Here is a 26,578-nt window from a genome sequence, read left to right as displayed (position 1 = left end):
GGTCTTGACAACCCGATTGGTCTGGACCAGCTTTGGGCCAGCGGTGGCCACCGTTCCGTACCTCCTCCCCAACTCCCCCACGGAGGCAGCAAAGTGGACCGCACGACACTCAGACGCAGATGGCTCGGCGGAGTGCTGGCGCTCGCCGTCGGCGCCGGGCTCGGGCTGACGGGGGGCGCCGGCACCGCGGTGGCCGCCGACGTCAACAACGCGAGGAACGCCGGGTTCGAGTCGGGTCTCTCCAACTGGACGTGCTCCGCCGGGAGCGGAGCGGTCGTGTCGTCGCCGGTCCACGCCGGGGCCTCGGCGCTCAGAGGCACTCCCTCCGGGCAGGACAACGCGAAGTGCTCGCAGACCGTGTCCGTGAAGCCCAACTCGACGTACCGGCTCAGCGCCTGGGTGCAGGGCTCGTACGTGTACCTCGGCGCGAGCGGGACGGGGACGACCGACGTGTCGGTCTGGACGCCCGGCGGCTCCGGCTGGTCCCAGCTGAGCACCACGTTCACGACGGGCTCGGGCACCACGTCGGTGACGGTCCACACGCACGGCTGGTACGGGCAGCCGGCCTACTTCGCCGACGACGTCTCGGTGTTCGGGCCCGACGGGGGTGGCGGCGACCCCGACCCGGTGGTGCCCCCCACTCCGGGCGGACTGACCGCCGGTGCGGTGACCTCGTCGTCCGTGGCGCTGAGCTGGTCCGGCTCTTCCGGCGCCACCGGGTACAACGTGTACCGGAACGGCACCAGGATCCAGTCGGTCACCGGGACCTCGACGACCGTGACCGGGCTGGCCGCGTCGACGTCCTACCAGTTCCAGGTGTCCGCCACGAACGCCGCCGGAGAGTCCGCGAAGTCGGCGGCTGTGACGGCGACCACGTCGAACGGCGGCAATCCGGGCAACCCCTCGGTGCCGAAGCACGCGCTGACCGGCTACTGGCAGAACTTCGACAACGGCGCGACCGTGCAGAAGCTGCGGGACGTCTCGTCGCAGTACGACATCATCGCGGTCTCGTTCGCCGACTCGACGGCGACCGCCGGCGAGATCGTGTTCAATCTGGACCCGGCCGTCGGCTACGGGTCCGTGGACGAGTTCAGGAGCGACATCGCCGCCAAGAAGAGCGCCGGGAAGTCCGTCATCCTCTCCGTCGGCGGTGAGCGCGGCAACGTCACGATCAACAGCGACGCGTCCGCGACGGCCTTCGCCGACAGCGCGTACTCCCTGATGCAGAGTTACGGCTTCAGCGGGATCGACATCGACCTCGAACACGGCATCAACTCGACGTACCTGACGAAGGCGCTGCGCCAGCTGTCGCAGAAGGCGGGCTCCTCGCTGGTCCTGACGATGGCGCCGCAGACCATCGACATGCAGAACACGGGGACGGAGTACTTCAGGACCGCGCTCGCCGTGAAGGACATCCTCACCGTCATCAACATGCAGTACTACAACAGCGGTTCGATGCTCGGCTGCGACCAGAAGGTCTACTCGCAGGGCTCGGTCGACTTCCTCACGGCGCTCGCCTGCATCCAGCTCGAAGGCGGTCTCGACCCGTCGCAGGTGGGGATCGGCGTCCCGGCGTCCACCCGAGGTGCCGGGAGCGGCTACGTCGACCCGCAGATCGTGAAGAACGCGCTGGACTGCCTCACCCGAGGCACCAACTGCGGCTCGTTCAAGCCCTCGCGGACGTATCCCACCCTGCGCGGTGCGATGACCTGGTCGACGAACTGGGACGCGACGGCCGGCAACGCCTGGTCCAACGCGGTCGGACCGCACGTCCACAACCTGCCCTGACCACGGACGAGCGGCCGCGTCCCACACGCGCGGTCCACCCGTCCTCCCCGTCCTCCCCTGACAGGCAGCGCCACCGCCCCACCGGTGGCGCTGCCGCCGTTCGGGCTGTCAGTGCACCGGGGCCGCCCGGCCGGTCAGTACACCGGTGGCCGTGCGGAGAGGTAGAAGTGCACGACCGGTGCCACTTCCTCCAGCCACTCCTGGAGCAGCGCCTTGCGGCGGGCGGTGATCCGGCACTCGTAGAGATGACCGCCGACATGGGCCACGGCCACCATGAGCACGGTGCCGTAGGGGGCAGGGGCGTAGTGGACGGTCCTGATCTGCGCCCAGGGGAACTCCACGGTGTGGCCCTGGATCTCCAGGGCCACACCCGAGGCGTCGACGACGACCGAGTTGGTGCGGTCGTGCGCGATGAACTCCGGGTCCTCGGCGTTCGCCGGGCCGCCGTAGGGCTGCGGCGGCGCCGGCTGCCCGTACGGGTACGGCTGCGGCGGGGGCGGTCCGTACCCGCCCGGCTGGGGCGGCCCGTAGGGCGCCTGCGGGGGCACCGGTACGGGCGGGCCGAAGCCGGGCGGCGGTCCGGCGGCCGGAGGGTTCTGGTCGGGAAATCCGCCGTGCGTCATGCCCTTCAGTATGGCGCCACCCTCACCAGGGGAGTTCACGCACCTGCTGGACGCACAGCACGACGAACAGCAGGCCCGCCACGCCGAGCATCCCGTTGCTCAGCAGCCCGTTGCGCCACTCCCGCGGGGTGCGCGAGGAGTTGAGCAGCCAGACCAGTGTCAGCGCCAGGAACGGCATGAAGAACGCCCCGATGACCCCGTACACGATGACGAGGCCGAACGGCTGGTCGAGGAAGAGCAGCGCGATCGGCGGGAAGGTCAGCCACAGCAGGTAGGCGCGGAACGCCGGCGACTTGTCGCGCGGCGTCCCGGCCGGCGCGAGTGACGGCCGGTAGTGGGCGACGAAGTCCGCGAACAGCAGGCTGACGCCGTGCCAGACACCGATCAGCGAGGTGAACGACGTGGCGAAGAAGCCGATGAGGAAGAGCTTGGCCGTGGCGGCGCCGTAGCGGTCCTCCAGGATGGTGCCGAGGTCCAGCAGGCCCTTGTCGCCCTTGGTGATCGCGATGCCCGAGGAGTGCAGCAGCTCGGCGCCGACAAAGAGCATCGCGACCACGAAGATCCCCGTGGTGAGGTAGGCGACGCGGTTGTCGAGCCGCATGACCTTCATCCAGCCGGCGTCCTTCCAGCCCTTGGCGTTGACCCAGTAGCCGTACGCGGCGAGCGTGATGGTGCCGCCGACACCGCCGATCAGACCGAGCGTGTAGACGAGGGAGCCGTCCGGGAGGACCGGCGCGAGACCGGCGAACGCGTCGCCGAGGTTCGGTGCCACGCGTACCGCCAGATAGACCGTGACCACGAACATGACGCCCACCAGGACCGTCATGACCTTCTCGAAGACGGCGTACCGGTTGAACCAGACGAAGACGAGTCCGACGAGCCCGCAGAGGATTCCCCACCACTTGAGGTCCATCGCATCGGGGAAGAGCGCGCCGAGCGGCAGCGCGCTGGACGACATCGCGGCCGCCCCGTAGACGAAGCCCCAGACGATGACGTAGCCGATGAAGTAGACCGTGGTCCAGCGCCCGAGGCTGCGCCAGCCGTCGAAGAGGGTGCGGCCGGTGGCGAGGTGCCAGCGCCCCGCCGCCTCCGCCAGGGAGATCTTCACCAGACAGCCGACGACCGCCGCCCACAGGAGCGTGTAGCCGAACTTGCTGCCCGCGATCAGGGTCGCGACGAGGTCGCCCGCGCCGACACCGGTCGCGGCGACGACGATGCCCGGGCCGATGTGCCGCCAACTGGCCTTGCGCATCACCGGGGCCGCCGTGAGTCCTGGTCGCTCTTCCGTCGTGTCCGCCATGCGTGTGGTCCTGCCTTCCCGTTCGTGCCGCACGTCCCGTACTTCGGCCAACCGCTGACCGGTGTGTGCTATTGACCGGGGCATGCCATACCCCGACCATGTGCCCGACACACCAGAACCACCGTCGGCACATCCGCACGTCGCATTCAGCCACCCCCACACTCCCCACCCAGGAGACAGCATGCGACTTCGCACAGGCGGCCTCGGCACACCGAGCCGCACCGGCAAACGCCACGGCCGGAGATCCGCCACCCGGTCCGCCACCCTCGCCGGCCTGCTGGCGCTCGCCGTGGCGGTGCCGTTCACGGCGACGGCCTCTTCGGCGCCGGAACCGGCGGCCTCCGCGACCGCGGCGGCCGAGGAACAGACCCGCCAGTACGAGATCCACGGCCCGTCGACCGTCGCCGAGCGCACGGCCATCGCGGCCACCGGCGTCTCGATCGACGAGGTCCACGACCACACCGTCGTCGTCAGCGCCGACACCGCCCAGGCCAAGCGGCTCCGCGCCCTCGGCCACGACCTCGAAGCACTGCCCGCGCCGCCGTCCCGCAAGACGGCGGGCGCCGCGGTCCAGCCGTTCGACTTCCCGTCCGCGGACTCCCGGTACCACAACTACGCCGAGATGACCGCGGAGATCGACCAGCGCATCGCGGCCCACCCGGACATCATGAGCAAGCGGGTGATCGGCAAGTCCTACCAGGGCCGGGACATCATCGCCGTCAAGATCAGCGACAACGTCGGCACCGACGAGAACGAGCCCGAGGTCCTTTTCACCCACCACCAGCACGCCCGCGAGCACCTCACGGTGGAGATGGCCCTCTATCTGCTGCGCGAGCTCGGCGACGACTACGGCACCGACTCCCGGGTCACCAACGCCGTCAACGGGCGGGAGATCTGGATCGTGCCCGACCTCAACCCGGACGGCGGCGAGTACGACATCGCCACCGGCTCCTACCGCAGCTGGCGCAAGAACCGGCAGCCCAACTCCGGTTCCTCGGCCGTCGGTACGGACATGAACCGCAACTGGAACTTCAAGTTCGGCTGCTGCGGCGGCTCCTCCGGTTCCCCCGGTTCCGAGACCTACCGCGGCCGGGCCGCCGAGTCCGCCCCCGAGGTGAAGGTCGTCGCCGACTTCGTGCGCTCCCGCGTCGTCGGCGGCAAGCAGCAGATCAGGGCGGGCATCGACTTCCACACCTACAGCGAGCTGGTGCTGTGGCCGTACGGCTACACCACGGCCGACACCGCTCCCGGCATGACCCGGGACGACCGCGACGCCTTCGCCGCCGTGGGCCGGAAGATGGCCGCGAGCAACGGCTACACCCCCGAGCAGTCCAGCGATCTGTACATCACGGACGGGTCGATCGACGACTGGCTGTGGGGCAACCAGAAGATCTTCGGCTACACCTTCGAGATGTACCCGAGGGGCTTCGGCGGCGGCGGCTTCTACCCGCCCGACGAGGTGATCGAGCGGGAGACCAGCCGCAACCGCGACGCGGTGCTGCAACTGCTCGAGAACGCGGACTGCATGTACCGGTCGATCGGCAAGGAACAGCAGTACTGCTCCTGAACCGTGCGGTACCGCCCGTGCGGGCGGTACCGGCGCAGGCCCGGCGGGTTTCCGCCGGGCCTGCGCCCGTTCCCTCCCCGATCGGCTCCGTGCGGGCCGGCGGCCGTGAGCGGTTGCGGGTGCCCCGGCGGTGGGACAACCAAGTGGGTGGGACACGACGGGGGAGGGCCGCATGTCGGTCGTCATGGGCACGGGAACGGCGGTGGCGGCGCTGCTGATCGGCACCTCGCTGGCCGCACTGATCGGATTCCGGCGCAGAGCAGGACGGGAGCACGCCGAACGGCCGGCCGTCCCGCCGCCCGGCGATCCGCTCGCCGTGGCACTCCTCGCCGGCGGGACGCAACGGCTCACCCACACCGTGCTCTTCCGGCTGCACGCCGGGGGCCGGATCGTCTCCACGAAGCGCGGGCACACGGTGCAGCCCCCTCGGGACGCCGGCCCCGCGGAATGGGCGGACGCCGAACGGGTCCTGCTGCGCCGGGGGCTCGGCACCACCCTCACCACCGCGAAGGCCCATGAGGCGCTCACGGCGTCCGCGGCGGCGGAGCGGCTCACGTCCCGCCTGGTCGCGGACGCGTTCCTGTGGGACGCGGAGACCACCCGGCGTTGGAGGAGGCTGGCCCTGGGGCACGGTGCCCTCTGCGTCGCCGCCCTGTTCCTCGCGATCGTGACGGGGCCCGAGCCGTACGCCCCGCTCGCCGTCGTGGCCGTGACGGGGTTCGCCGCGCGGTACGCCTTCGCCCGTCTCGGACGGCTCACCCCGGCCGGCCGGTCGGCACTGAAATCGCTGCGCACCGAGTACGAGAGCCGCAACGACTCCCACTGGGCGGCCCTCGACCGGCCCGGGCTGCACCTCGGCACGGAGGCGAACGGACTCGGCGTCGCCCTGCTCGGTACCAAGGCGATCGCCGACGCCAAGATCCGGCGCCGCATCAACCCGGACGGCGGGAGCAACTCCGGTGGCTGCGGGGGCGGCGGCTGCGGAGGTGGCTGCGGCGGCTGAGAGCGGGGCCGCGCACGCGACGTACGCCGCCTACAGCGCCAGGCTGAGCAGCGCCGCCACCACGAAGCCCGCCACCGAGAGCACGGACTCCAGCACGGTCCACGACTTCAGCGTGTCCCGCTCCGAGATGCCGAAGTACTTGGCGACGATCCAGAACCCGCCGTCGTTGACGTGCGAGGCGAAGATGGAGCCGGCCGAGATCGCCATGATGACCAGGGCGAGGAAGGCCTGCGAGTGACCGCCGCCCTCCAGGAGCGGAAGGACGATACCGGCGGTCGTCACGATCGCGACGGTCGCGGAGCCCTGGGCGACGCGCAGGACGAGCGAGATCAGATAGGCCAGCACGATGACCGGCAGCCCGACGTCGTTGAAGGTGTCGGAGAGCGCCTGGGCGACCCCGCTGGCCTTCAGGACGGCGCCGAAGACCCCACCGGCGCCGACGACGAGCAGGATGTTGCCGACCGGCTTGAGGGACTGGGTGGAGACCGACTCCAGTGACCTGCGGGACCAGCCGCGCCGGATGCCCAGCAGGTAGTACGCCGTGACCAGGGCGATCGTCAGGGCCACGAACGGGTTGCCGAAGAACTCGACGACCGAGCGCAGGGTTGACTCCTCCAGGGCGATGGAGGAGAACGTGGCGGCGAGGATCAGCACCAGCGGTGTGCCGATGATGGTCAGCACAGTCCCGAGCGCGACCGGGGCCTCCCGCGGCGCGCGGCCCGTGGCGGCCTGCTCGGCGGCGACGGCGGCCTTGGCGTCCTCGGCGGCCTCGAGCATGTCCTCCGGTACGGGGACGAAGATCCGCTTGCCGATCCACGAGGCGAAGACCCAGGCCGCGACGACGGCCGGGATGCCGACGACGACGCCCATGAGGATGACCCAGCCGAGCGAGACGTGGAGGAGTCCGGCCGCGGCGACCGGTCCGGGGTGCGGCGGCAGGAAGGCGTGGGTCATGGACAGACCCGCGAGCAGCGGCATCGCGTACAGCAGGATCGACTTGCCGGAGCGCTTGGCGGCCGCGTAGACGATCGGCGCGAGGACGAAGATGCCGACGTCGAAGAAGACCGGGATACCGAAGATCAGGCCGGTGAGGCCCATGGCGAGCGGGGCGCGCTTCTCGCCGAAGAGGTTCAGCAGACGGCTGCTCAGCACCTCGGCACCGCCGGACACTTCGAGGATCGCGCCGAGCATGGTACCGAGGCCGATGATGATCGCCACATGCCCGAGGATGCCGCCCATGCCGGTCTCGATGACGGAGACGGCGGCCGACTTCTGGATCGTGCCGAAGAGTTCGGTGACGGAGAGGCCGGCGGCGAGGCCGACGGCTATGGAGACGGCGAGCAGCGCGACGAACGGCTGCAGCCGGGCCTTGATGATCAGGAGGAGGAGCAGGGCGATACCGAGGGCGGCGACGGTGAGCAGTCCTGCGGTCCCTGGTACGAGAAGGAGCAGTCCGCCCGTGTGGGGCGTGGGTGGTGGCGGAGCGTCGGCGGCGAGCAGCACGGGGATTCCTCCGGGGGCGGGGGCTTCGGGGCAGGGCGGATCGCGGCACGGCGCTCCGGGGGTGGGCGCCGTGCCGTGCCGTGGGGGGTGCGTCGGGGAGACCGTCCTGGTGCGGGTGTTCCGGCCGGTGGCCTGTCCGGCGTACCGGGCGGCGGGCCTAGCCGAGGACCGCCAGGGCGTCGATCTCGACGAGGAGTCCCTTGGGGAGGCCGACGTAGACCGTCGTACGGGCCGCCGGGGCCTCCTTGAGGCCCTGCTCCTCGAAGTAGGCGTTGTAGATCTCGTTCATCTCGGCGAAGTGGTCCGTGTCCGTGAGGTAGACGCGGATCATCATCACGTCGTCCCAGCTCGCGCCGCCCTCCTGCAGGACGGAGGCGACGTTCGCGAGGGTCTGCAGGGTCTGCTCGCGCAGGGTCGGCCCGGCGACGGTGGGCGCCTGGCCCTCGACGGCGGGGAGGAAGCCGACCTGGCCGGCGACCTGGAGGATGTCGCCCTTGCGGACGCCGTGGGAGAACTTGGCGGGCGGGACGGTGTGGGTGGCGGGGGTGATGGCGGTCTTCTCGGTCATGCGCTGTCCTCGGATGGGGTGTGGTGACGGCCCGGCGAGCTGCCGGAGTACTCCCGGGTGATGGCGTCGGCGGTTCTGCGCACCAGCGGGAGCAGGCTGAGGAGTTCCTCCGCGGTGACGACGACGTTCGGCGCGGAGACCGACATGGCGGCGACGACACGGCCGTCGGCGCCGCGGATCGGCGCCCCGACGCAGTTGATGGATTCCTCGTGGCCACCGAGGTCGGTGGCCCAGCCCTGTTCGCGCACGGTCGCCAGCTCCTTGAGGAACGCGGCGGCGTTGGGGGTCGAACGGGGCGTGTACATGGGGAAGTCGAGGCGCTCGGCGAGGGCGCGGCGGTCGGCCTCGGGCAGATCGGCGAGGAGCAGCTTCGCCACGGCCGCGACGGTGATCGCGACGGGCTTGCCGATCCGCGAGTACATGCGGACCGGGTAGCGGCTCTCGACCTTGTCGATGTAGAGGACCTCGTTCTCCTCGTACACGGCGAGGTGGACCGTGTGGCCGCACCGCTCGTTGAGAGCGACGAGGTGGGGGTGGGCGATCTCGCGGACGTCGAGGTTCTCCACGGCCTCCTGGGCGAGGGCGAAGAGCCGGGCCCCGAGGCGGTAGCGCTGGTCCTGCTGGCGGTAGACGAGCCCGTGCTCGTGCAGGGTGCGGAGGAGGCGCAGGGCGGTGGACTTGTGGACCCCGAGCCGCTCGGCCACCTGTCCGAGGTCGGCGGGTCCCTGCGCGAGCAGCGGCAGGATGCTGAGCGCGCGGTCGACGGTCTGGCTCATGGCGTACGTACCTCCTCCGTGGCCTGCGCGGCTGCCGTCCAGCCGGGGCCGAGGTGAAGTGTCCCCCAGCCGTCGTCGTCGAGGGCGACGAGGCGGTCCGCGTGGTCGAGGGTGAGCGGTGCCACGTCATGGCCGGCGAGGTCGCGGGCCGCCGGGTCGTGGGCCGCAGGGGCGGTGGGGTCGTGGTGGCCGGGCAGTCCGGCCGGGGGCGGGCTGCCCAGATCACCGGGGACGGTGAGCGCGGCCGCGGCCATCAGATGGCCGTGCCGCAGCCGGGCGCCGAGGGGAAGGCCGCGCAGCGTCGCCGACAGGAAGCCGGCGGCGAACGCGTCGCCCGCGCCGACGGGAGCGACGACGTCCACGCGCGGGGCGGGAACGTGGGTCGCGGTCTCACGGGACCCGCCCGGCCCGGGCCGCGCGTCCGGCCCGGTCGCCGGCGAGCCTGCGGACCGCCCGGGGCCGGTGGTCCGCGCCTCACGGGCGTAGGCCACGGCCCCACGCGCGCCCTGCTTCACGACGAGGACGGCGGGCTCCGGCAGCGCCTCGCGGATCGCCGCGGGCCCGTGCAGGCCCCAGGCGTGCTCCGCCTCGTCCTCGCCCACGAACACGAGGTCGGCGCCGCGGGCGAGTTCGAGCAGCACGGCGGGGTCGTCCCGGCCGAGGCCCGGACGGTGGTTGACGTCGAACGACAGCAGCGGACGGCCGGGGCGCCGGGCGGTCAGAACGCGCATCAGCGCCAGGCAGTCCGGGGACAGTGCCGCGGTGATGCCGGAGAGGTGGAGGACCCTCGCCCGGTCGAGGTCGCCGGTGGGGACGTTGGCCGGGGACATCGCCGAGGCCGCCGAGCCCGCCCGGTAGTAGACGACCTCGTGGGCGTCCGTGGCCCGGTCGGTGGCGGTGCGGAAGTAGATGCCGGTGGGCCGGCCGGGGTCGCGGCCGACCGCGCCGGTGTCGACGCCGTACGCCGCGACGGCCGCGATCAGGTGGTCGCCGAAGCCGTCCGCGCCGACCCGGCTGACCCATTTCACCGAGTGTCCGGCGACCGCCAGCGCACAGGCCACGTTGGACTCGGCGCCGCCGATCGCGCGGGCGAAGGAGGGGACGTCGGCGAGGCGGCCGGGCCGCGAGGGCAGGAACGTGACCATGGACTCGCCGAGACAGACGACGTCCACGACGCCGGCGTCCACTGCTGCGGTTCCGGTCACCCTGTCGCTCCTCTGGTGGTCGTGGCTTGGTCTGATGGGTCCATTGACCCGGCATCGGCTGGGATGTTAGACAGCGCTGAGCGTTATACGCAATGACCGTTGCACATGATGCAACTGCACGTGGAGGAGGCACACCATGCCCGCCGACAACACCGTCGAAGGCCTCGACCGGCTCGACCGCGAGACCGTCGACCACCGCTTCAAGGCGCTCCCCCCGGACGCCGAGGGCCTCACCGTCGGCGAACTGGCAGCCCAGCGGCGCAACCTCTTCACCGGCGGCTTCACCACACCGGTGCTCGCCCTCTCCGCGGAGTCCCTGGAGCACAACCTCGCCCTGCTGGAGACGTACGCCGAGCGCCACGGCCTCGCGTTCGCCCCGCACGGCAAGACCTCCATGTCGCCGCAGCTCTTCGCCCGCCAACTGGAGCGCGGGGCCTGGGGCATCACCGCCGCCGTCCCGCACCAGCTCCGCGTCTACCGCGCCCACGGGATCCGGCGCGTCTTCCTCGCCAACGAGCTCGTCGACGCGGTGGCGCTCCGCTGGCTCGCCGGTGAGCTGGAGCGGGACCCGGACTTCCGGTTCATCTGCTATGTCGACTCCGTGCGCGGGGTGCAGTTGATGGACGAGGCGCTGCGCGGCGCGGCCCGGCCCGTGGAAGTCGTGGTCGAACTCGGCGCGGGCGAGGGCGCCCGTACCGGTGCCCGCAGCGAGGCAGACTGCACGGCCGTCGCCGACGCGGTCGCCGACGCCGCGACCCTGCGGCTGGTCGGCGTCGCGGGATACGAGGGCGAGGTCCCGGACGCGACGTCCGAGCGGGTGCGCGCATGGCTGCACCGGCTCGTCTCGCTCGCCGTCTCCTTCGACAAGGACGGCCGCTTCGCCGACACCGACGAGATCGTGGTCAGCGCGGGCGGCAGCGCCTGGTTCGACACGGTCGCCGAGGTGTTCGCGGAGCTGCCCGAGCTGTCCCGCCCGGTGCTGAAGCTGCTGCGCTCCGGTGCTTACGTCTCCCACGACGACGGCCACTACAGGCATCTCACGCCGTTCAACCGGGTCCCCGAAGAGGGCGCGCTGGAGCCCGCGTTCCGCCTGTGGGCGCAGGTCGTGTCCCGGCCGACCGGACAGCAGGCGTTCGCCAACGCGGGCAAGCGCGACGCCGCGTACGACCTCGACCTCCCCGTGGCGCAGGTCGTCCGGGACGCCCGTGACGGGTCGGTGCGCCCAGCGGCCGGCATCACCGTCACCGGGCTGTCGGACCAGCACGCCTGGCTGCGGACGGACGAGGAGGCGGACCTGGAGGTCGGGGACTGGGTCGGCATGGGCCTGTCCCACCCGTGCACGTCCTTCGACAAGTGGCAGCTGATCCCGGTGGCGGAGGCGGACGGCACCGTCACGGACTACGTCCGCACCTTCTTCTGATCCCCCTTCCGCACTCGGGGCCGGCCCTCACGGCGGGCCCCGGCAACCCGGCGCTCCCGGCCGCCCCGGACCCGTGCCGAGCCGCCCGGCCCGTACAGAGAGGCACCCCATGGACCTCGTCATCCGTGACGTACGCGTCGTCGACGGCAGCGGCGGTGACTCCTACCGCGCCGACGTCGGCGTCCGGGACGGCCGGATCGGCACCATCGCCCGGGAGGGCGGGGGCGAACGCCCCACGGCACGGCGCGTCCTGGACGCGCACGGCCTCGCCCTCTCCCCCGGCTTCATCGACATGCACGCCCACAGCGACCTGGCGCTGCTGCGCGACCCGGACCACAGCGCGAAGGCCGCCCAGGGGGTGACCCTCGAAGTCCTCGGCCAGGACGGGCTGTCGTACGCGCCTGTGGACGACCGCACGCTCGCCGAGGTCCGCACGGCCATCACGGGCTGGAACGGCGACGGTTCCGACGTCGACTTCGACTGGCGCACCGTCGGCGAGTACCTCGACCGCATCGACCGGCAGGGCACGGCCGTCAACGCCGCCTACCTCGTCCCGCAGGGCACCGTCCGGATGTACGCGGTCGGCTGGGACGACCGCCCGGCCACGGACGCCGAACTCGCGCACATGAAGCGGCTCGTCGCCGAGGGCCTGGAGCAGGGCGCCGTCGGCATGTCGTCCGGCCTGACGTACACGCCCGGGATGTACGCGAGCGGCTCCGAGCTCGCCGAGCTGTGCCGGGTCGTGGCCTCCTACGACGGCTACTACTGCCCCCATCACCGCAGTTACGGTGCGGGTGCCCTGGAGGCGTACGAGGAGATGGTCCGGCTCACCCGGGACGCCGGCTGCGCCCTGCACCTCGCCCACGCCACCATGAACTTCGGCGTCAACAAGGGCCGGGCGCCGGAACTGCTCGCGCTGCTGGACGAGGCGCTGGACGCGGGCGCCGACATCTCGCTCGACACGTACCCGTACACCCCCGGCTGCACCACTCTCGTCGCGACCCTGCCGAGCTGGGCGAGCGAGGGCGGCCCGGAGGCGACGCTGGCGCGGCTCGCGGACGACGCCGCCGCCGGACGGATCCGCCGCCACATGGAGGTCCTCGGCTCCGACGGCTGCCACGGCGTGCCCGTCGAGTGGGACACGATCGAGATCTCGGGCGTCACCGAGCCCTCGCTGGCGCCGTTCGTCGGCCGGACCGTAGCGGAGAGCGGGGCACTCCGCGGCGAGGAGCCCTGGGTCACGGCCCGCGGGCTGCTGCTCGCCGACCGGCTCGGCTCCACGATCCTCCAGCACGTCGGCCATGAGGAGAACGTCCGCGCGATCATGCGCCACCGCGTCCACACCGGCGGCAGCGACGGCATCCTCCAGGGCGACAAGCCGCACCCGCGCGCCTACGGCACCTTCCCGCACTACCTCGGCCGCTACGCCCGCGAACTGGGCGTCCTCTCCCTGGAGGAGACGGTCGCCCACCTCACCTCCCGCCCGGCCGCCCGCCTCCGGCTGCCGGACCGCGGCCTGGTCCGCGAGGGCTACCGGGCGGACCTCGTCCTCTTCGACCCGGACACGGTCGCGGCGGGCTCCACCTTCGACTCCCCGCGCACACTGCCGACGGGCATCCCCCACGTCCTGATCGACGGCACCTTCGTCATCGAGGACGGGAAACGCACGGACGCCCTGGCGGGACGGTCGATCCGCCGGGGGCGGTGAGGGCGGGGCCGTCGGTGGCACGGCGCACCGGCCACCACCGTTGGAGTGAAACGGTGACTGGACGGATCAAGTGGTCGGCGAGTGGGCACCGTGAGCGGGCCGAAGAGGTCGCGGGTGGGCACGACGCCTTCGTACGCGGGGCCGAGCAGCTACTGGCGGAAGCCCGTGCGTGGCGGCTCACCGAGATGCGGGAGGAGCGCGGACACACCCAGGCACAGGTCGCCGAACGCATGGGCGTGAGCAAGGAACGCGTGTCGCAGATCGAGAGCGGGCAGGTGTCCGGCACCGAGATCATGGCGCACTACATCCAGGCGCTCGGCAGGAGCCTGATGCTTGTGGCGGTCTTCGACGACGGCGACCTGCGCAAGGTCAACTGAGAGCAGTCGTGTTCACCACCGGAGCCCCGCTGCCAGCCAACATCGCCCTGCATGTCCTCGGACCGGGGACCTGTGGAGCGCGTGGTCCTGCTCACGACCCGCGCTGGGCCACCACCGGGTCGCTACCCGGGGACCGGGGCGCCGCGCGGTGGTGACGGGCGCCGAGCGGGCTGAGTTCGAAGACCAACCGTCCCAGCGCAACAAGGGTGCCCTGACCGAAGACGAGAATCAGCCACCACCCGACATCCCAGTACCAGTTCCCGGTCCAGGGCTGTGTCATTGCCAGCGTCCCGATGAGGTGCGAGACGGCGATGACGATGCCCGCCCGCCGCCGCCGGGGACAGAGGAAAGGCAACATCGCCCAGAGCACGGAGGCCAGCACCAGCCAGGGAGCGAAGAACGGCAGACCGGACATGATGGGCCTCGGTATCGGTAGAGAGCACAGTCCGGCTACCGTCGCACCGGCGGACCCGCGCTACCAGCTCGGCTGGATATCGCATGGATCACGAAGCACCCCTGGCAGCCCGCCGGGTGGCCTTTCACGTGCGCGGCCACAGCGGCGCATCTGGCCGTCGCGTGAGCACCGCGAGCCGACCCAAGTCGTGTCTGAGGTGAGTTGCGCGCAACGTCGCCTCCGGCCTACCGCAGGATCTCGCGTTCCTTCCCCCGCTCGCGGACCTTCCTGCGCAGGGCGGCGTTCTCCGGCCCGCCGCAGCGGTCGGCAGGGCGCCGTCCCGTGCCCACGTCCTCGCCGACCGTGTCCTCCCTCACGAGAGGCGCGGGCACGCCCTCAAGGACGGCCGCTGGGAAGCCGCCGGATACGTCCTCGCTCCCGGGAACACCCGCCGCCGCGTCCGCGTCTACGGCACCACCCGCAAGGAAGCTCTGGCCAAGCTCACCGAGAAAGTCGCCGCCAGCAACCGCGGCCTTCCCGTGCCCTCCGCGCAGGGCGGCGTGGCCGCGTACCTGACGTACTGGCTGGAGAACAGCGCCGTCCACCAGCTCCGCGAGAACACCCACACCCGCTACACCGCCTGCGTCAACCGTTACCTCGTCCCCGGCCTTGGCAGGAAGAAGCCGGCCAAGCTCACCGCCAAGGACGTCCGCACCTGGCTCAATCAGCTCCGCACCACCTGCCAGCGCTGCACGCACGGCATCGACGCCCGACGCGACCAGCCCCGCCGCTGCGCCGCCGGCCAGTGCTGCCGCAAGCTGCTCTCCCCGCTGGCGCTCACCTACATCCACTCCGTGCTCAAGTCCGCCCTGGAGCACGCCGTCCGCGAGGAGGAGATCCCGCGCAACGTCGCCCGCAACGTCCGCACTGGCACACCCCACCCCCGGCGCTTCGAACCCCTCACTACCGACGAATCCCGCCAGCTCCTCACAGCCACGCGCGGACACCGGCTACACGCGCACTTCGAACTCGCCCTCCACACCGGACTCCGCAAGGGCGAACTCCTCGGCCTGCGCTAGGAAGACCTCGATCACGACGCCGGCACCGCCGCCATCCGCCGCACCCTCCAACGCACCAGCACCGGCGGGCTCACCACGCTGCCCACCAAGACACGGGCCTCCGAACGCCGCATCGCCCTCCACACCCGCTGCGTCCACTCGCTGAAGCTGCACCACGAGCAGCAGCAGCGCGAACGCGAGGCCGCAGGCACCACGGGGCAGCACAGCGGGCACGTGCTCACCACCGCGCAGGGCAGAGCGATCGACCCGACCAACCTCACCCGCGCCTTCGCCACGCTCCTCCGCAAGGCCGGGCCGCCGCATCCGCTTTCACGACCTCCGGCACTCAACCGCGACTCTCCTCCTGGAACAGGGCGTCGAACTCGTCGTGATCAAGCAACTCCTCGGCCACGCCCACATTGGCGTCACAGCCACCGTCTACTCCCACGTCCGACTCCGCCTCCAGCGCAACGCCATCGACACCCTCGGCACCGCGCTGGACGGCCCCACGACCATCGAATCGGCCATCGGCGACGGCGACGAACCGCCGCCCCTTTTCTCCGCCCTCGTCCGCTGACGTTGCCGTCAACTACTGCCGTCAAACGCCACGCGGCCCTCCCGAAAGCTCGGGAGGGCCGCGTGGCAATGGTTACGCGAATTCCGCCAACCATTCCCAGTCGCCGGGCCGGGACCGCAACCGGCTGAATCCCTGTTCGAGACAGTCACTCAGGCTGGAAGATTCAGCGCGAATGAATCCCTGCTCGCCCAGTCCTGGCCCCGACATCACCAGAGTCCAGGGCTCGCCACCTTCCGCCATCCTCTCGTCGTCCACCTTGAGGATCATGGTGACGCCTGAGCGGCCCAGCCTTTCCATGAGCTGCTCAATATCCATCCCTTGTACTCCCATCAGTAACCCCTCAAGGCTGCCGAGATGTCGCTGACGTCGTGCAGCTGACCTTTGCCAACTCTGTCGATGACGCTTCGAAGGTCGGCAGAGGTTGGGCCACTCGTGACCCGGTTCCGACGCATCAGCTCTTCCACGACAGCTTGGGCAGTGCGCTTGTTTCCATTGTTGAACATGTGGCTACCGGCAATATCGCGAATTACGACGGCCGACTTGTCCCAGAAGCTGTTGTAGCGGCTGGCGTTAGCCAAGGTGTTAGCCGGTGAACCACTGAGCAGCGTTTCACCACCGAAACCACGGTTGATATCGGTGATCTCGTCAGGGGTCACACCTGCCTTGAAGCCGCCAGTCAGCGGGCGGTTGGAATTGTGAACCAGTACCGGAGTCTCGCCCGCCAGCACATAGTACGTGTGGAGGTTGTTGACGGTGAGGTTGTAGGCGGGGGCGAGTCCGGTCCAGTGCCGGACGGCGTTGATCTGTGCTGTGCCGCCAGCAGGGGTGCGGAGGGTGTCCTCGGGTGTGAGGTCGGCGGCGTTCTTCCACTTCTTGTCATTCTCGGCCCAGAAGGGGTGGTGGCCGGTCGCGGTGAGGGAGCCGCCGCCGTCGGCCTCGTCGACAGTGATGCTGGTGAAGTCGCGGTCGTCGGGGGTGTAGATGGTTGCGTCGACGCGATGCGAGCCGGTTTCCCCTGTTTCGGGGTTGGTGGCCAAGACGTGGTCGCCGACCCTGATCTGTTCGATCGGGCGGCTGGTGCCGTCGCCCATCAGCACTCGAGTGCCCGCCGGGAAACTGTCCCGGACAGCTTCCTTAGCGCACTCAATTGCTTCCTTGCCTCGTCGGGTTCCCTTGGCGGTGTCCTCGACGGCGTCTGCCCCCTTCTTGATGATTTTGAGTTTGCCGAGGGGGGTGATGGTGACGACTGCCATGGCGCAGTCGCCCCAGGAGGGGTTCTTGACGCATTTCTCGATGTCGGCGCCACCCACAAGTTCCCATACGAGGTCGTCGAGGCCGAAGGCGTCGCTTTCTTCGCACGGGTTGGGGTGGGCGTAGCCGGCGACCATGGTGTATCCGCAGGCACCCGGTTCTTTGCGGGCTTCTTCGGCCTTCCGGACTTCTTCGGCCCGGCGCTTGGCTTCGGCGATTTCCGCCTCGCGCTTGCGCTTGACTTCGGCCCATGCCTGGCTCGCGGCCGCGTCGGCTTCTGCCTGGCTCTTGCCGGCGGCGATCGCGGAGTAGCGGGCTTCCTCTGCGGTTTCGCCGGCTTCTCTGGCGGACTGGCGGGCGTATTCGGCGGAGAACTGGGCCTGTGCGGCGGAGGCTTCGGCGGCGTGGCGTCGCGGTTGGCGGCGTCTGCGGCGCCTCGTGCGGTGGCGGCGGACTCGCGTGCCTGGTCGGCGCTGGCGGCGGCTGCGTCGGCGGACTTCTTGGCCGCGGCTGCGTAGCCCCGAGCCGCGGTAACGGACTTCTTCGCTTCGCCGGCCGCGTTGGCCGCTTCGGTGGCGCATTGTTGGCCTTGGCCGCGGCTTCGGCGGCGCGCCAGCGGTTGGCCTGTGCGTTGGCGGCGATGATCTCGCCTTCGTCGAGGAGCCGTCCGATCTGGGCGCGGTGGGTGGCGGTGAGGTCGTCCTTGACCGCGGCGGTGTACTGGCCGACGGCGATGAACTCGTGGAGCTTGCTCGGGGGGCCTGCCAGGGCCGCCTTGGCCGCTGCCTTGACCTCGTCGCCACCGTTGTTGACGAGCTTGGAGGCGATGACCTCTTCGTCGGTCACGCGAGCGGAGTACTGGCCGACCTCCATGAAGGCCGCCAGGGCCTTGCCGCTGCCGTCCTTCAGGGCGATCTTGGAGGCGTCCTTGACGCTGATCCCGCCGAAGTTGTTGACCTTGGACACGGCGACTTCGAGGTCGGTGTGGCCGACGGTGTACTGGCCGTCGGCGTAGTACGCGGCGATCTGCTCCAGGGTGCCCCTGAGCGCTACCGCGGCTCCCTCCCGGACCGACGGATAGGGGCTGTCCGTGCTGAGCTGGAGGACCTTGTCACGCGTCTCCTCAAGCGCCGCGTTCTTCCAGCCGCTGCGCAGGTACTCCAGTACATCGGCGTCCGTACCGCTCAGCGCGTCGGCAGCGGCCTATCCGCATGTCGGTCTGCTAAGGGCGCCGGCTCCGTACGGGATCTGTTGATAGGCGGTCCTGCGCTGCGACTTCGGTCCGTTCGCCTCGTTCGGGCGGGACGGACCGAAGTCCTGTTGAGGTGCACCCTGACAGGACGATCGCTCCGTCGGGAGCCGCGAGGGCCGGACTCGTTGCGCACCGGCGCAGCGCGACCAGCGCCGACGCGCAGGCGATCACCCCCAGCACGAAGCCGTACGGCGGGGTGTGCCCCGAGGGGGCCGTCTCGTAGACCAGTCCGACGGAGAGCGCCATCAGCACCCGGACGACCGGGGAGTCCCAGGCGGCGGCCGTCGCGGCGACGGCCGCCGTGCCCCAGAGCAGGTACCACGGCTGCACCATGGGCGAGAGCGCCACCAGCACGAGCAGCGACAACCCCAGGCCGTACACGGGGTCGAGAGGCTTACGGCCGCGCCACGGGAGCAGCGTCCGGACGGCGAGGAAGGCGATCGCCGTAAGCGCGATCGCGAGGCCGAGCGTCTGCACCGCGCCCTTCACCGTGGCGAGTTCGGCGCCGGTGAGGGCCCGGGCGGCGAGGCCGGCGACCTGGCCGAGGTCGCTGGTGAGCGACAGGGGCGTGTGGATGGCCCCGGCGACGCTCTGCGTGCGCAGCCAGCCGAAGCCGGTGCCGCCGAGCAGCGACGCCGCGACCACGACCGCGGCGGCCACCGGACCGGGGCCGAGCAGGCCCCTCACCAGGCGCCGCGCCAGAGGCCCTTCGCCCCGTCGGACCACGATCAGTCCGATGAAGAGGAGCGCGAGCGCCGCCGGGGACTTGATCATCACGGCGAGGGCGACGACCGCGCTGCCCGCGATCGGTCTCCCGCGCAGCGCCAGCAGGACCCCGGTCAGCATGAGAGCGATCATCAGGCCGTCGTTGTGGACACCGCCGACGACGTGCAGCAGCAGGAGCGGGTTGAGCACGGCCAGCCACAGCGCGCGGCGCTCGTCCGCCCCGCACTCGACGGCCAGACCGCGCACCGCCCACACGGTGAGGACGAGCGCGGCGACGGCGATCAGCCGCATCCCGAGCACGGCGGGCACGACGGTGCCGCCCGTGACCCACACCACGGCCTTCGCCAGCAGCAGGAACACGGGTCCGTAAGGCGCCGGGGTGTCCGTCCAGTTGCCGCCGACGCTCGCCGCCGCGTCGGCACCGAGCGAGTCCGGGCCGAGCACCGACGGCCCGTGCGCGTACACGTCGTGGCCCTCGAGGACCATCGCTCCTTGGGCGATGTAGCTGTAGACGTCGGCGCTGTGGAGCGGCGGCGCGAGGACGAGCGGCGCGGCCCACCAGCCGAGGGTGACGACGGTGTGCCGGGCACCGGGCCCCTTGCCGTCGTCGCCGGCGAGCAGCCTGCCGTACGCCCACCAGGCCAGCACCAGCAGCGTCAGCCCGGCGTAGGCGAGGACCGCACCGGCCGTGGTCACCGTGGTGCCGTGGGTGTCCCACAGCCCCCAGGGCTCGCGGACGGGCAGCGCCCCGGCGGCGGTGCCGCCCGCCGCGACGGCCAGCGCTCCGGCCGTCCCGAGCCGGCGCGCGCCGGCCGCACTCCGCATCCACATGAGCAGCAGGTCCGTCCCCACCAGGTCTGCCGGCCGGCGCCGGGTCGCAAGGAATGCCGAGCCTACAGCGCCGTCCGCGACCGCTCAGCGGGCGTGGAGCATGTACGTGTTCTCCAGCTCGTCCTGGACGACGGTGGCCTTCTTGTCCACCGTCGTCACGTGCATGTCCTCGTCCGGGGTGTGGGTGCGGAACCGCCAGCCGTCCGGCAGCCGCAGCCGCTCGCCGAGGGAGGCCAGGGAGTCCATCGTCTGGCCCGGGTCCACGGTGTGGGAGTAAGCCTGCAGCACGAAGGTCCGGCCGTCGGCGTCGGTCAGCGCGTACACGGGCCTGCCGGCTTTGAGGACGTACTCGGTGTCCCGGTCCACGGTGGTGGTCACGTAGTGCTTCTTGCCCGAACCGGCGGCGACGTCGACGTCCGGCGGGATGCGGACATCGGCGGCCCAGCGGGCCTCCAGGCCGTCGAACTTCTCGACGTCGCCCCAGTTGTACGTGGTGACCTCGTCGATCGTCCAGAACCGGGGGCCGTTCAGAAAGACGGCGGGGACACCGTACTGCGCCGCCAGGGCGCCGGCGTCCAGCGCGTTCCATTTGTCGAGGGGGCAGTCGTTGAGGCCGTAGGTGTTGTAGACGGCGCCCTTGAGGCCGCCGGTCTCGTCCGGCGAGATCAGCACGACCTCGCCGTAGCGCTCGTCACGCATGCCGCTCTGGTGCCGGGAACGCTTCGCCGGGTCGGACATGGCTCCTCCTTGTCACGGCCCGTCGTCCGCGGTCGCCGGAACCGCGGCGGGCCAGGGCCCGCCTTCAGGCGGGCCCGGGTCGTGACGCGTGTCGTCCACTCCCTCCAGATCAGCACACCCGGGGCGGGCCCGCACGCCGTCGCCGACCTCGAACCACGGGCGCTGATCGGTGAGAGCCATCCGCCGCTGGACGACGAGACCGTGGAGGAGCGGGTGGGGGCCAGGCTGCGGCGGCAGGAGGCGCTGTCGCGCAGGTCGAGCACGCTGTTCGGCTTCGTGCTGCACGAGGCGTCGTTGCGCACCATGGTGAGCGGACGAGAAGCCGTGATTCGCCGGCTGCAACGGCCACTCGAAGCGTCTGAGTTGCGGAACGTGTCCATCCAGGTCCTGCCCATGGGCCGATGCAGCGGCCTGGCGCTGGCGGGTTCGCTGGTTCTGCTGGAGACTCCCGACCACGAGCACTTCGCCTTCACTGAAGGGCAGACGACCAGTGCGCTCTACGCCCAACCCGCCAAGATCAGTGAGCTGTCCCAGCGCCATGACATGATCCGCAGGCACGCCCTCTGTGTCGAGGACTCAGCCGAGTTCATCAGAAAGGTGGCCGCCGAGCTATGAGCGACATACTCACGTGGTTCAAGTCCAGCTACAGCGACAGCGAGGGCGGCGGCGACCGCGTCGAAGTCGCCCTGGAATGGCGCAAGTCCAGCCACGGTGACAGCCAGGGAGGCGACTGCGTCGAGATGGCCGCCTGCCCCCGCACCGTCCACATCCGCGACTCCAAGCTGGGCGAGGTCGGGCCGCGCTTCGCCGTCGCCGGTGACGCGTGGACCCGCTTCCTCGGCGGTGTGTCCGCATGACGACGAGCGCGCGCGTGCCCGGCCCGGCCGGTCTGCCCCTGCTGGGGTCGATGTTCGACCTCAAGCGGGACTCGCTCGGCACCTACCTCGCCGCCCGCCGGGCGCACGGCGACGTCGTCCGCTTCACCGCAGGCCCTCCGGGGCTGCGGATGGAGCTGTACGCGGTGTTCTCGGCGGAGGGCGCCCAGCAGGTGCTGGCGACCGACTCCGCCAACTTCCGCAAGGACAACGCCTTCTACCAGGAAGTCCGGGATTCCTTCGGCAACGGACTGCTGACCAGCCAGGACGACGACTATCTGCGCCAACGGCGGCTCGTGCAGCCGCTGTTCACCCGCCGGCGCGTGGACGGATACGCCTCCGCCGTCACCGACGAGACCGCCGGGCTCCTCGACCGCTGGGCCACGGCCCCCGGCAGCACGGTGGACGTCGTCGACGAGATGACGCGGCTGGCGCTGCGCGCCGTGGCCCGCATCCTGTTCGGCACGGATGTCGAGGCCGCCGTCCCGGTCGTGGAGCGGTGCTTCCCGGTCATCGGCGACTACACGCTCCGGCGCGGCTACTCCCCCGTCAACCCGCCCCGCAGCTGGCCCACTCCGGACAACCGCCGGGCCGCGTCCGCGACGGAGGAGCTGTACGGGGTCTGCGACCGGATCATCGAGGAGCGCCGTGCGGAGGGGGACGCGGCGAAGGGGGACGACCTGCTCGGCCTGCTCGCCCGGGCGGAGAGTTCCGAGGACGGAGCCCTGGACTCGTCGGAGATCCGGGACCAGGTGCTGGTGTTCCTGCTCGCCGGACACGAGACGACGGCCACGTCGCTGGCGTTCGCGCTCCATCTGCTCGCCCGGCACCCGGAGCAGCAGTCCCGGGCGCGCGCGGAGGCCGTGAGCATCCTCGCCGGCCGCACGCCCGAGGCGTACGACCTCGACGCGCTGCCGTACCTCACTCAGGTGCTGAAGGAGACGATGCGGCTCTACCCTGCCGCTCCGGTCATCGGCCGCCGGGCGGTCGCCGACGCGGTCGTCGGCGGGCACACGATCCCGGCCGGTGCGGACGTGGTGGTGGCGCCGTGGGTGACGCAGCGGCATCCCCGCTACTGGGAGGACCCGGACTGCTTCGACCCGGACCGTTTCGCCCCGGGCACGGAGAAGGACCGTCCGCGCTACGCATGGTTCCCCTTCGGCGGCGGGCCGCGCGCCTGCATCGGCCAGCACTTCTCGATGCTGGAGTCCGTGCTCGCGCTGGCCATGATCCTGCGTGACTACGAACTGGAGGCGGTGGACCAGCGGGTCCCCGTCGACGCGGCGATCACCCTGCGGGCGAAGGGCCCGGCGCGCTGCCGGCTGCGACGCGTCTGACCCTGCTCACCGCCGCGGCACGGCCCTGGCCCATTCGGGGCAGGGCCGTGAGCACCTGAGTGACGGCTCGGAGCGGCGCCGGAACCGTCCCGCCGCGGATGTGGATAGTCGACGGCGGACGAGGCCGTGAGGATCGTGCGGGAAGCGTGTCGCCCCAGGAAACCCCGTCCTGGGGAGGGCGCGCCGGTGTACGTCCGCCCGGAGGTGCACCGACGTCTCCCTCTCTCCCGCGTTCCGGACCGGACCTCGCACGCGTCGAGAGGAAGGGCAGAATGAAGAAGCTTGCTTGGGCCGCAAGGAGCATTCCGGCGGCGACCGGGATCGTCCTCGCCGGACTCGTCAACGCACCCTCCGCAGCGGCGGACGACGTGCCCGTGTCGATCACCCGCGCCGACGACCTGATCGACAGGATCGGCATCATGGACGGGCGACGGTGCGAGCGCACCGAACGGGACATCAGTTCCACCGTCGTCGACTACTCGGGAAGTGATCTGTTCGGAACGGTGTTCCGCGTCACGACCGACCGCCGGGGGGACGCCTACCTCAACGACAGCAGGAGCCCCGGCGACTGGATTCCGCTGGAACTCGTCGCCGGCGCTCCGGACTGCACCGAGGACCCCGCCGTCTCCGTCACCGAGGAAGACCCCGGCCAGCTCTTCATCACCCTGGTGGCAGGCAGCGGGAAGATCTACCAGGCCGAGTGCACGGTCTCGGACGCCACGCCCCTGAACTCGGCGAACATCGCCACCGCGTGTTCCCCCGGGTTCTCCCAGATTCCGAACACTCCCGTCTGACCGCCCCTGCGACCCGGCTCCGGCCGGAGCGGAGGACGCACGGAAGGGCCCGTCGCCCGCCGGGATCCGGTCCCTGGCGACGGGCCCTTCCGCCATCCCGTGTCGCCCGCCCGAGCGCTCAGTTCACCCCGCGCGGCCGGAACTGGACGCTGATCCTGGCTCCCACCGCCCGGCTGGTCTTGGGCACGGCGTGTTCCCACGTCCGCTGGCAGGAGCCGCCCATGACGACGAGGTCGCCGTGGCCGAGGGCCCTGCGGACCGTGGGGCCGTGGCCGTTCACGGGCCGGAGCACGAGATCGCGCGGGGTGCCGACGGAGAGGATGGCCACCATCGTGTCCTCCCGGGAGCCCCGGCCGATGCGGTCGCCGTGCCAGGCGACGCTGTCGTGGCCGTCGCGGTAGTAGCAGAGGCCGGCCGTCACGAAGGGTTCGCCGAGTTCCGCCGCGTAGTGCACGCCGAGCGCGTCGCGGGCCTCGGCCAGGACGGGATGCGGCAGCGCCTCGCCCTCGCGGTAGTACGCGAGCAGCCGGGGCACGTCGACCTCGCGCTCGTACATCCGGCGTCGCTCGGCGCGCCACGGGACGCCGTCGGCCAGCTCCTGGAACAGCGCGTCGGCGCCGCTGAGCCAGCCGGGCAGTACGTCGAGCCAGGCGCCCTGGCCGAGCACCGTGCGGCGGACGTCCGTCAGCGGGCCGAGGCGGATCTCGTCGGTCTGGTCGAAGAGCGACCCCTGGAGATGGACTGCTGACATGCGTCCAGAGTACCCAGAAACCGAACACGTGAGCTATTCGAAGAGGCGGGCCCGCGCCGGCCCGCCGACGGTCCGTCCCCGCCGGGCGGCGGGGGTGGCCCAAAACACGGAGCGCGTCCCGCGGCAGCCCCGTAAGCTCGCGTCATGCAGGTGATCCAGTCGACCAAGCTCGCCAACGTCTGTTACGAGATCCGCGGACCGGTGCTCGAGGAGGCGATGCGACTGGAGGCCGCAGGCCACCGCATCCTCAAGCTGAACACCGGCAACCCGGCCGCCTTCGGGTTCGAGTGCCCGCCGGCGATCCTCGAGGACATACTGCGGAACGTGGGGGACGCCCACGGCTACGGCGACGCGAAGGGCCTGCTGAGCGCCCGCCGCGCGATCATGAGCCACTACGAGACCAAGGGCATCCCGCTCTCCGTCGAGGACATCTACCTCGGCAACGGCGTCTCCGAGCTGATCCAGATGTCGATGCAGGCACTGCTCGACGACGGCGACGAGGTCCTGGTCCCGGCACCCGACTACCCGCTCTGGACTGCCGCCGTGTCGCTCTCCGGCGGGACGGCCGTGCACTACCGGTGCGACGAGCAGTCAGACTGGATGCCGGACCTCGCGGACATCGAGCGGAAGATCACCGATCGCACGAAGGCGATCGTGATCATCAATCCGAACAACCCCACCGGCGCCGTGTACGACGACGAGATGCTGCGGCAGCTCGCGGACATCGCCCGCCGGCACCGGCTGGTGGTGTGCTCGGACGAGATCTACGACAAGATCCTCTACGACGACGCCACACACACCCCGACGGCCGCGATCGCGCCGGACCTGATGGTCCTCACGTTCAACGGGATGTCGAAGAACTACCGGGTCGCGGGCTACCGCAGCGGCTGGCTCGCGGTCTGCGGCCCCAAGGCGCACGCCGCCTCGTACATCGAGGGCCTGACGATCCTGGCGAACATGCGCCTGTGCGCCAACATGCCGGCGCAGCACGCGGTGGCCGCCGCACTCCAGGGGCGGCAGTCGATCGAGGACCTGGTCCTGCCGGGCGGGCGACTGCTGGAGCAGCGCGACGCGGCGTACGACCTGCTGACGCAGATCCCGGGCGTGACGTGCGTGAAGCCGAAGGGGGCGCTCTACCTGTTTCCGCGGCTCGATCCGCAGGTCTACAAGATCAAGGACGACCGGCAGATGGTCCTGGACCTGCTCCGGGCCCAGAAAATCATGGTCGTCCACGGGACGGGCTTCAACTGGCACGAGCCGGACCACTTCCGGATCGTCACCCTGCCCAACGCGACGGATCTGGCGGACGCGGTCACCCGTATCGGGAACTTCCTGGACGGGTACAGCCAGCCCTGACGGCGGCGGGGTTCCGGAGCGTGAGCGGACCGGGACGCCCAGCTTCCGGACAGCACTCAACTTTAGACGCGATCTAAGCTAGGATGGCTCCAGAGCTACTGCAGGAGGCCGTCCCCATGTACGAACCGATCCGCTCCAAGTCGGTGCACTCGATGGCCGGCGAGTCCGACTTCCCCCACCGCACCCGCGAGGAGGAGCTGGACATCCAGCTCGCCGGGCATCTCGCCGCGCTCCTCGCCGTCACCCACGAACTCGGCCTCGACACCGAGGCCGAGCGCATCGCCGGGCAGATCACCCGGCTGCGCGGCACCGCGCCGCTCCGTCATGCCGGACTCGGCGGCGCCGACCCGGCCGCCCTGCACCGCCGCGCCCTGGCCCTCGCCGGGCGCGCCCTGGTGGTCGCCGCCTCGCGCGCCGACACCGCCGCCGCGATCCTCGCCGCCGAGCGGATGGACGCGCACACCGCCGCGCTGCACGGCACGCAGCTGGTCGGCGCCCCCTGACGGCCCCGGTCCACGTGCCACGAGGCGCGTGGACCGGGCGCCACCGGCTTTCCCGCGGGCCCTCTCTCCGCGCCAGGCCGTGCCGGGGCCGGCGACCGCGGGCGCCCGGCACGGCCTCCAGGACCCCGTTCTCCCGGGAGCTGCCGCGAAGTGACAAGTACTCGGCGCGCCGTCAGGCAATTTGGCCTCGGTGCGGGGTTCAGGTACTTCGAAGTGCGGTAGTCCGGAAGCAACACACTCCGGACCGCCGCGTCGAAGCCTCAGCTGCCGGGAGCCGGTCACGGAGCACGAGTGGCT

25 protein-coding genes and 2 pseudogenes are annotated in these 26,578 nt (G+C 71.1%); 13 read left to right on the top strand and 14 right to left on the bottom strand.

Annotated elements, in window-relative coordinates:
- The first annotated feature begins 93 nt into the window (after window positions 1–93).
- The gene (locus tag BLT82_RS03990) at window positions 94–1,788 is read left to right on the top strand and encodes a chitinase (RefSeq protein WP_093652398.1); all 1,695 of its coding nucleotides are present in this window, start codon (window positions 94–96) and stop codon (window positions 1,786–1,788) included.
- A gap of 134 nt (window positions 1,789–1,922) precedes the next feature.
- On the opposite strand, the gene BLT82_RS03985 is transcribed toward BLT82_RS03990, so the two are convergent.
- Window positions 1,923–2,411, bottom strand: coding sequence for a hypothetical protein (locus BLT82_RS03985; protein WP_093652397.1), 489 nt, complete (start codon window positions 2,409–2,411; stop codon window positions 1,923–1,925).
- 22 nt (window positions 2,412–2,433) lie between these two features.
- On the bottom strand, window positions 2,434–3,711 hold the full coding sequence (locus BLT82_RS03980; RefSeq protein WP_093652396.1) for an Nramp family divalent metal transporter: 1,278 nt from the start codon (window positions 3,709–3,711) through the stop codon (window positions 2,434–2,436).
- A 181-nt stretch (window positions 3,712–3,892) separates the two neighbouring features.
- Between BLT82_RS03980 and BLT82_RS03975 the strand changes: the two genes are divergently transcribed.
- The gene (locus tag BLT82_RS03975; protein WP_093652395.1) at window positions 3,893–5,278 is read left to right on the top strand and encodes a M14 family metallopeptidase; all 1,386 of its coding nucleotides are present in this window, start codon (window positions 3,893–3,895) and stop codon (window positions 5,276–5,278) included.
- A 172-nt stretch (window positions 5,279–5,450) separates the two neighbouring features.
- Complete coding sequence (locus BLT82_RS03970; RefSeq protein WP_093652394.1) at window positions 5,451–6,281, top strand: TIGR04222 domain-containing membrane protein; 831 nt, start codon at window positions 5,451–5,453, stop codon at window positions 6,279–6,281.
- Between the two features lie 30 nt (window positions 6,282–6,311).
- Here the strand turns inward: BLT82_RS03970 and BLT82_RS03965 are convergent, their stop codons facing one another.
- From BLT82_RS03965 to BLT82_RS03950, 4 genes are all read right to left on the bottom strand, one after another.
- Complete coding sequence (locus BLT82_RS03965; RefSeq protein ID WP_093652393.1) at window positions 6,312–7,784, bottom strand: GntP family permease; 1,473 nt, start codon at window positions 7,782–7,784, stop codon at window positions 6,312–6,314.
- 157 nt (window positions 7,785–7,941) lie between these two features.
- Complete coding sequence (locus BLT82_RS03960) at window positions 7,942–8,352, bottom strand: RidA family protein (protein ID WP_093652392.1); 411 nt, start codon at window positions 8,350–8,352, stop codon at window positions 7,942–7,944.
- Complete coding sequence (locus BLT82_RS03955) at window positions 8,349–9,128, bottom strand: IclR family transcriptional regulator (protein WP_093652391.1); 780 nt, start codon at window positions 9,126–9,128, stop codon at window positions 8,349–8,351. The genes BLT82_RS03960 and BLT82_RS03955 overlap by 4 nt, the downstream gene beginning before the upstream one ends.
- On the bottom strand, window positions 9,125–10,333 hold the full coding sequence (locus tag BLT82_RS03950; RefSeq protein WP_280142445.1) for a sugar kinase: 1,209 nt from the start codon (window positions 10,331–10,333) through the stop codon (window positions 9,125–9,127). The genes BLT82_RS03955 and BLT82_RS03950 overlap by 4 nt, the downstream gene beginning before the upstream one ends.
- 136 nt (window positions 10,334–10,469) lie before the next feature.
- Between BLT82_RS03950 and BLT82_RS03945 the strand changes: the two genes are divergently transcribed.
- The 3 genes from BLT82_RS03945 (at window position 10,470) to BLT82_RS03935 (ending at window position 13,838) form a co-directional block, all read left to right on the top strand.
- Entirely contained in the window at window positions 10,470–11,753 is a 1,284-nt protein-coding gene (locus BLT82_RS03945; RefSeq protein WP_093652390.1) for an amino acid deaminase, read from the top strand.
- A gap of 109 nt (window positions 11,754–11,862) precedes the next feature.
- Complete coding sequence (locus BLT82_RS03940) at window positions 11,863–13,461, top strand: N-acyl-D-amino-acid deacylase family protein (protein ID WP_093652389.1); 1,599 nt, start codon at window positions 11,863–11,865, stop codon at window positions 13,459–13,461.
- Between the two features lie 53 nt (window positions 13,462–13,514).
- Window positions 13,515–13,838, top strand: coding sequence for a helix-turn-helix domain-containing protein (locus tag BLT82_RS03935; protein WP_093652388.1), 324 nt, complete (start codon window positions 13,515–13,517; stop codon window positions 13,836–13,838).
- A 91-nt stretch (window positions 13,839–13,929) separates the two neighbouring features.
- On the opposite strand, the gene BLT82_RS03930 is transcribed toward BLT82_RS03935, so the two are convergent.
- Both BLT82_RS03930 and BLT82_RS37040 read right to left on the bottom strand, forming a co-directional pair.
- Entirely contained in the window at window positions 13,930–14,253 is a 324-nt protein-coding gene (locus BLT82_RS03930; RefSeq protein ID WP_093652387.1) for a hypothetical protein, read from the bottom strand.
- Window positions 14,254–14,477: 224 nt separating this feature from the next.
- Entirely contained in the window at window positions 14,478–14,624 is a 147-nt protein-coding gene (locus BLT82_RS37040) for a hypothetical protein (RefSeq protein ID WP_167745953.1), read from the bottom strand.
- A 6-nt stretch (window positions 14,625–14,630) separates the two neighbouring features.
- Here BLT82_RS37040 and BLT82_RS37730 point away from each other — a divergent pair.
- A pseudogene (locus tag BLT82_RS37730) lies at window positions 14,631–15,867 on the top strand (tyrosine-type recombinase/integrase); the annotation flags it as partial.
- A 72-nt stretch (window positions 15,868–15,939) separates the two neighbouring features.
- Here BLT82_RS37730 and BLT82_RS03915 read toward each other — a convergent pair.
- From BLT82_RS03915 to BLT82_RS03890, 5 genes and pseudogenes are all read right to left on the bottom strand, one after another.
- Complete coding sequence (locus tag BLT82_RS03915; RefSeq protein ID WP_244291822.1) at window positions 15,940–16,182, bottom strand: hypothetical protein; 243 nt, start codon at window positions 16,180–16,182, stop codon at window positions 15,940–15,942.
- A 14-nt stretch (window positions 16,183–16,196) separates the two neighbouring features.
- Window positions 16,197–17,699, bottom strand: coding sequence for a polymorphic toxin-type HINT domain-containing protein (locus BLT82_RS03910; protein WP_093652384.1), 1,503 nt, complete (start codon window positions 17,697–17,699; stop codon window positions 16,197–16,199).
- Window positions 17,700–17,883: 184 nt separating this feature from the next.
- A pseudogene (locus BLT82_RS37725) lies at window positions 17,884–18,273 on the bottom strand (ALF repeat-containing protein); the annotation flags it as partial.
- 67 nt (window positions 18,274–18,340) lie between these two features.
- Window positions 18,341–19,948, bottom strand: coding sequence for a polyprenol phosphomannose-dependent alpha 1,6 mannosyltransferase MptB (gene mptB, locus BLT82_RS03895; RefSeq protein ID WP_404202847.1), 1,608 nt, complete (start codon window positions 19,946–19,948; stop codon window positions 18,341–18,343).
- Between the two features lie 63 nt (window positions 19,949–20,011).
- The gene (locus BLT82_RS03890; protein ID WP_093652383.1) at window positions 20,012–20,665 is read right to left on the bottom strand and encodes a hypothetical protein; all 654 of its coding nucleotides are present in this window, start codon (window positions 20,663–20,665) and stop codon (window positions 20,012–20,014) included.
- An 81-nt stretch (window positions 20,666–20,746) separates the two neighbouring features.
- Between BLT82_RS03890 and BLT82_RS03885 the strand changes: the two genes are divergently transcribed.
- From BLT82_RS03885 to BLT82_RS03870, 4 genes are all read left to right on the top strand, one after another.
- Window positions 20,747–21,280, top strand: a complete 534-nt coding sequence (locus tag BLT82_RS03885) for a DUF5753 domain-containing protein (protein ID WP_244291821.1) — start codon at window positions 20,747–20,749, stop codon at window positions 21,278–21,280.
- Window positions 21,277–21,522: a DUF397 domain-containing protein gene (locus tag BLT82_RS03880; RefSeq protein WP_093652382.1), complete on the top strand. Its 246-nt coding sequence runs from the start codon at window positions 21,277–21,279 to the stop codon at window positions 21,520–21,522. The genes BLT82_RS03885 and BLT82_RS03880 overlap by 4 nt, the downstream gene beginning before the upstream one ends.
- Window positions 21,519–22,877, top strand: a complete 1,359-nt coding sequence (locus BLT82_RS03875) for a cytochrome P450 (protein ID WP_093652381.1) — start codon at window positions 21,519–21,521, stop codon at window positions 22,875–22,877. Before BLT82_RS03880 ends, BLT82_RS03875 begins: the two co-directional genes overlap by 4 nt.
- Window positions 22,878–23,149: 272 nt before the next feature.
- Window positions 23,150–23,671 carry a hypothetical protein gene (locus BLT82_RS03870; RefSeq protein ID WP_093652380.1) on the top strand — a complete coding sequence of 174 codons (522 nt, stop codon included), beginning with the start codon at window positions 23,150–23,152 and terminating at the stop codon, window positions 23,669–23,671.
- A 118-nt stretch (window positions 23,672–23,789) separates the two neighbouring features.
- Here the strand turns inward: BLT82_RS03870 and BLT82_RS03865 are convergent, their stop codons facing one another.
- Entirely contained in the window at window positions 23,790–24,422 is a 633-nt protein-coding gene (locus BLT82_RS03865) for an alpha-ketoglutarate-dependent dioxygenase AlkB (protein ID WP_093652379.1), read from the bottom strand.
- Between the two features lie 144 nt (window positions 24,423–24,566).
- Here BLT82_RS03865 and BLT82_RS03860 point away from each other — a divergent pair, with 144 nt between their 5' ends.
- Window positions 24,567–25,778, top strand: coding sequence for a pyridoxal phosphate-dependent aminotransferase (locus BLT82_RS03860; protein ID WP_093652378.1), 1,212 nt, complete (start codon window positions 24,567–24,569; stop codon window positions 25,776–25,778).
- 116 nt (window positions 25,779–25,894) lie between these two features.
- Window positions 25,895–26,281, top strand: coding sequence for an SCO4983 family protein (locus BLT82_RS03855; RefSeq protein ID WP_093652377.1), 387 nt, complete (start codon window positions 25,895–25,897; stop codon window positions 26,279–26,281).
- The last annotated feature ends 297 nt before the right edge of the window (window positions 26,282–26,578 follow it).

Source organism: Streptomyces wuyuanensis, from assembly GCF_900103455.1.
GTDB classification, from domain to species: Bacteria; Actinomycetota; Actinomycetes; order Streptomycetales; family Streptomycetaceae; genus Streptomyces; species Streptomyces wuyuanensis.
Note: the sequence above shows the minus strand (reverse complement) of the source record. Positions and strands in the feature narration are given on the sequence as shown.

Coding starts and splice junctions, on each gene's coding strand:
- BLT82_RS03985 (WP_093652397.1), bottom strand. CDS start 2,411: ATGACGCACGGCGGATTTCCCGACCAGAACCCTCCGGCCGCCGGACCG.
- BLT82_RS03980 (WP_093652396.1), bottom strand. CDS start 3,711: ATGGCGGACACGACGGAAGAGCGACCAGGACTCACGGCGGCCCCGGTG.
- BLT82_RS03975 (WP_093652395.1), top strand. CDS start 3,893: ATGCGACTTCGCACAGGCGGCCTCGGCACACCGAGCCGCACCGGCAAA.
- BLT82_RS03970 (WP_093652394.1), top strand. CDS start 5,451: ATGTCGGTCGTCATGGGCACGGGAACGGCGGTGGCGGCGCTGCTGATC.
- BLT82_RS03960 (WP_093652392.1), bottom strand. CDS start 8,352: ATGACCGAGAAGACCGCCATCACCCCCGCCACCCACACCGTCCCGCCC.
- BLT82_RS03955 (WP_093652391.1), bottom strand. CDS start 9,128: ATGAGCCAGACCGTCGACCGCGCGCTCAGCATCCTGCCGCTGCTCGCG.
- BLT82_RS03945 (WP_093652390.1), top strand. CDS start 10,470: ATGCCCGCCGACAACACCGTCGAAGGCCTCGACCGGCTCGACCGCGAG.
- BLT82_RS03940 (WP_093652389.1), top strand. CDS start 11,863: ATGGACCTCGTCATCCGTGACGTACGCGTCGTCGACGGCAGCGGCGGT.
- BLT82_RS03930 (WP_093652387.1), bottom strand. CDS start 14,253: ATGTCCGGTCTGCCGTTCTTCGCTCCCTGGCTGGTGCTGGCCTCCGTG.
- BLT82_RS03915 (WP_244291822.1), bottom strand. CDS start 16,182: ATGGATATTGAGCAGCTCATGGAAAGGCTGGGCCGCTCAGGCGTCACC.
- BLT82_RS03910 (WP_093652384.1), bottom strand. CDS start 17,699: ATGCGCCACCGAAGCGGCCAACGCGGCCGGCGAAGCGAAGAAGTCCGT.
- BLT82_RS03890 (WP_093652383.1), bottom strand. CDS start 20,665: ATGTCCGACCCGGCGAAGCGTTCCCGGCACCAGAGCGGCATGCGTGAC.
- BLT82_RS03880 (WP_093652382.1), top strand. CDS start 21,277: ATGAGCGACATACTCACGTGGTTCAAGTCCAGCTACAGCGACAGCGAG.
- BLT82_RS03875 (WP_093652381.1), top strand. CDS start 21,519: ATGACGACGAGCGCGCGCGTGCCCGGCCCGGCCGGTCTGCCCCTGCTG.
- BLT82_RS03870 (WP_093652380.1), top strand. CDS start 23,150: ATGAAGAAGCTTGCTTGGGCCGCAAGGAGCATTCCGGCGGCGACCGGG.
- BLT82_RS03865 (WP_093652379.1), bottom strand. CDS start 24,422: ATGTCAGCAGTCCATCTCCAGGGGTCGCTCTTCGACCAGACCGACGAG.
- BLT82_RS03860 (WP_093652378.1), top strand. CDS start 24,567: ATGCAGGTGATCCAGTCGACCAAGCTCGCCAACGTCTGTTACGAGATC.
- BLT82_RS03855 (WP_093652377.1), top strand. CDS start 25,895: ATGTACGAACCGATCCGCTCCAAGTCGGTGCACTCGATGGCCGGCGAG.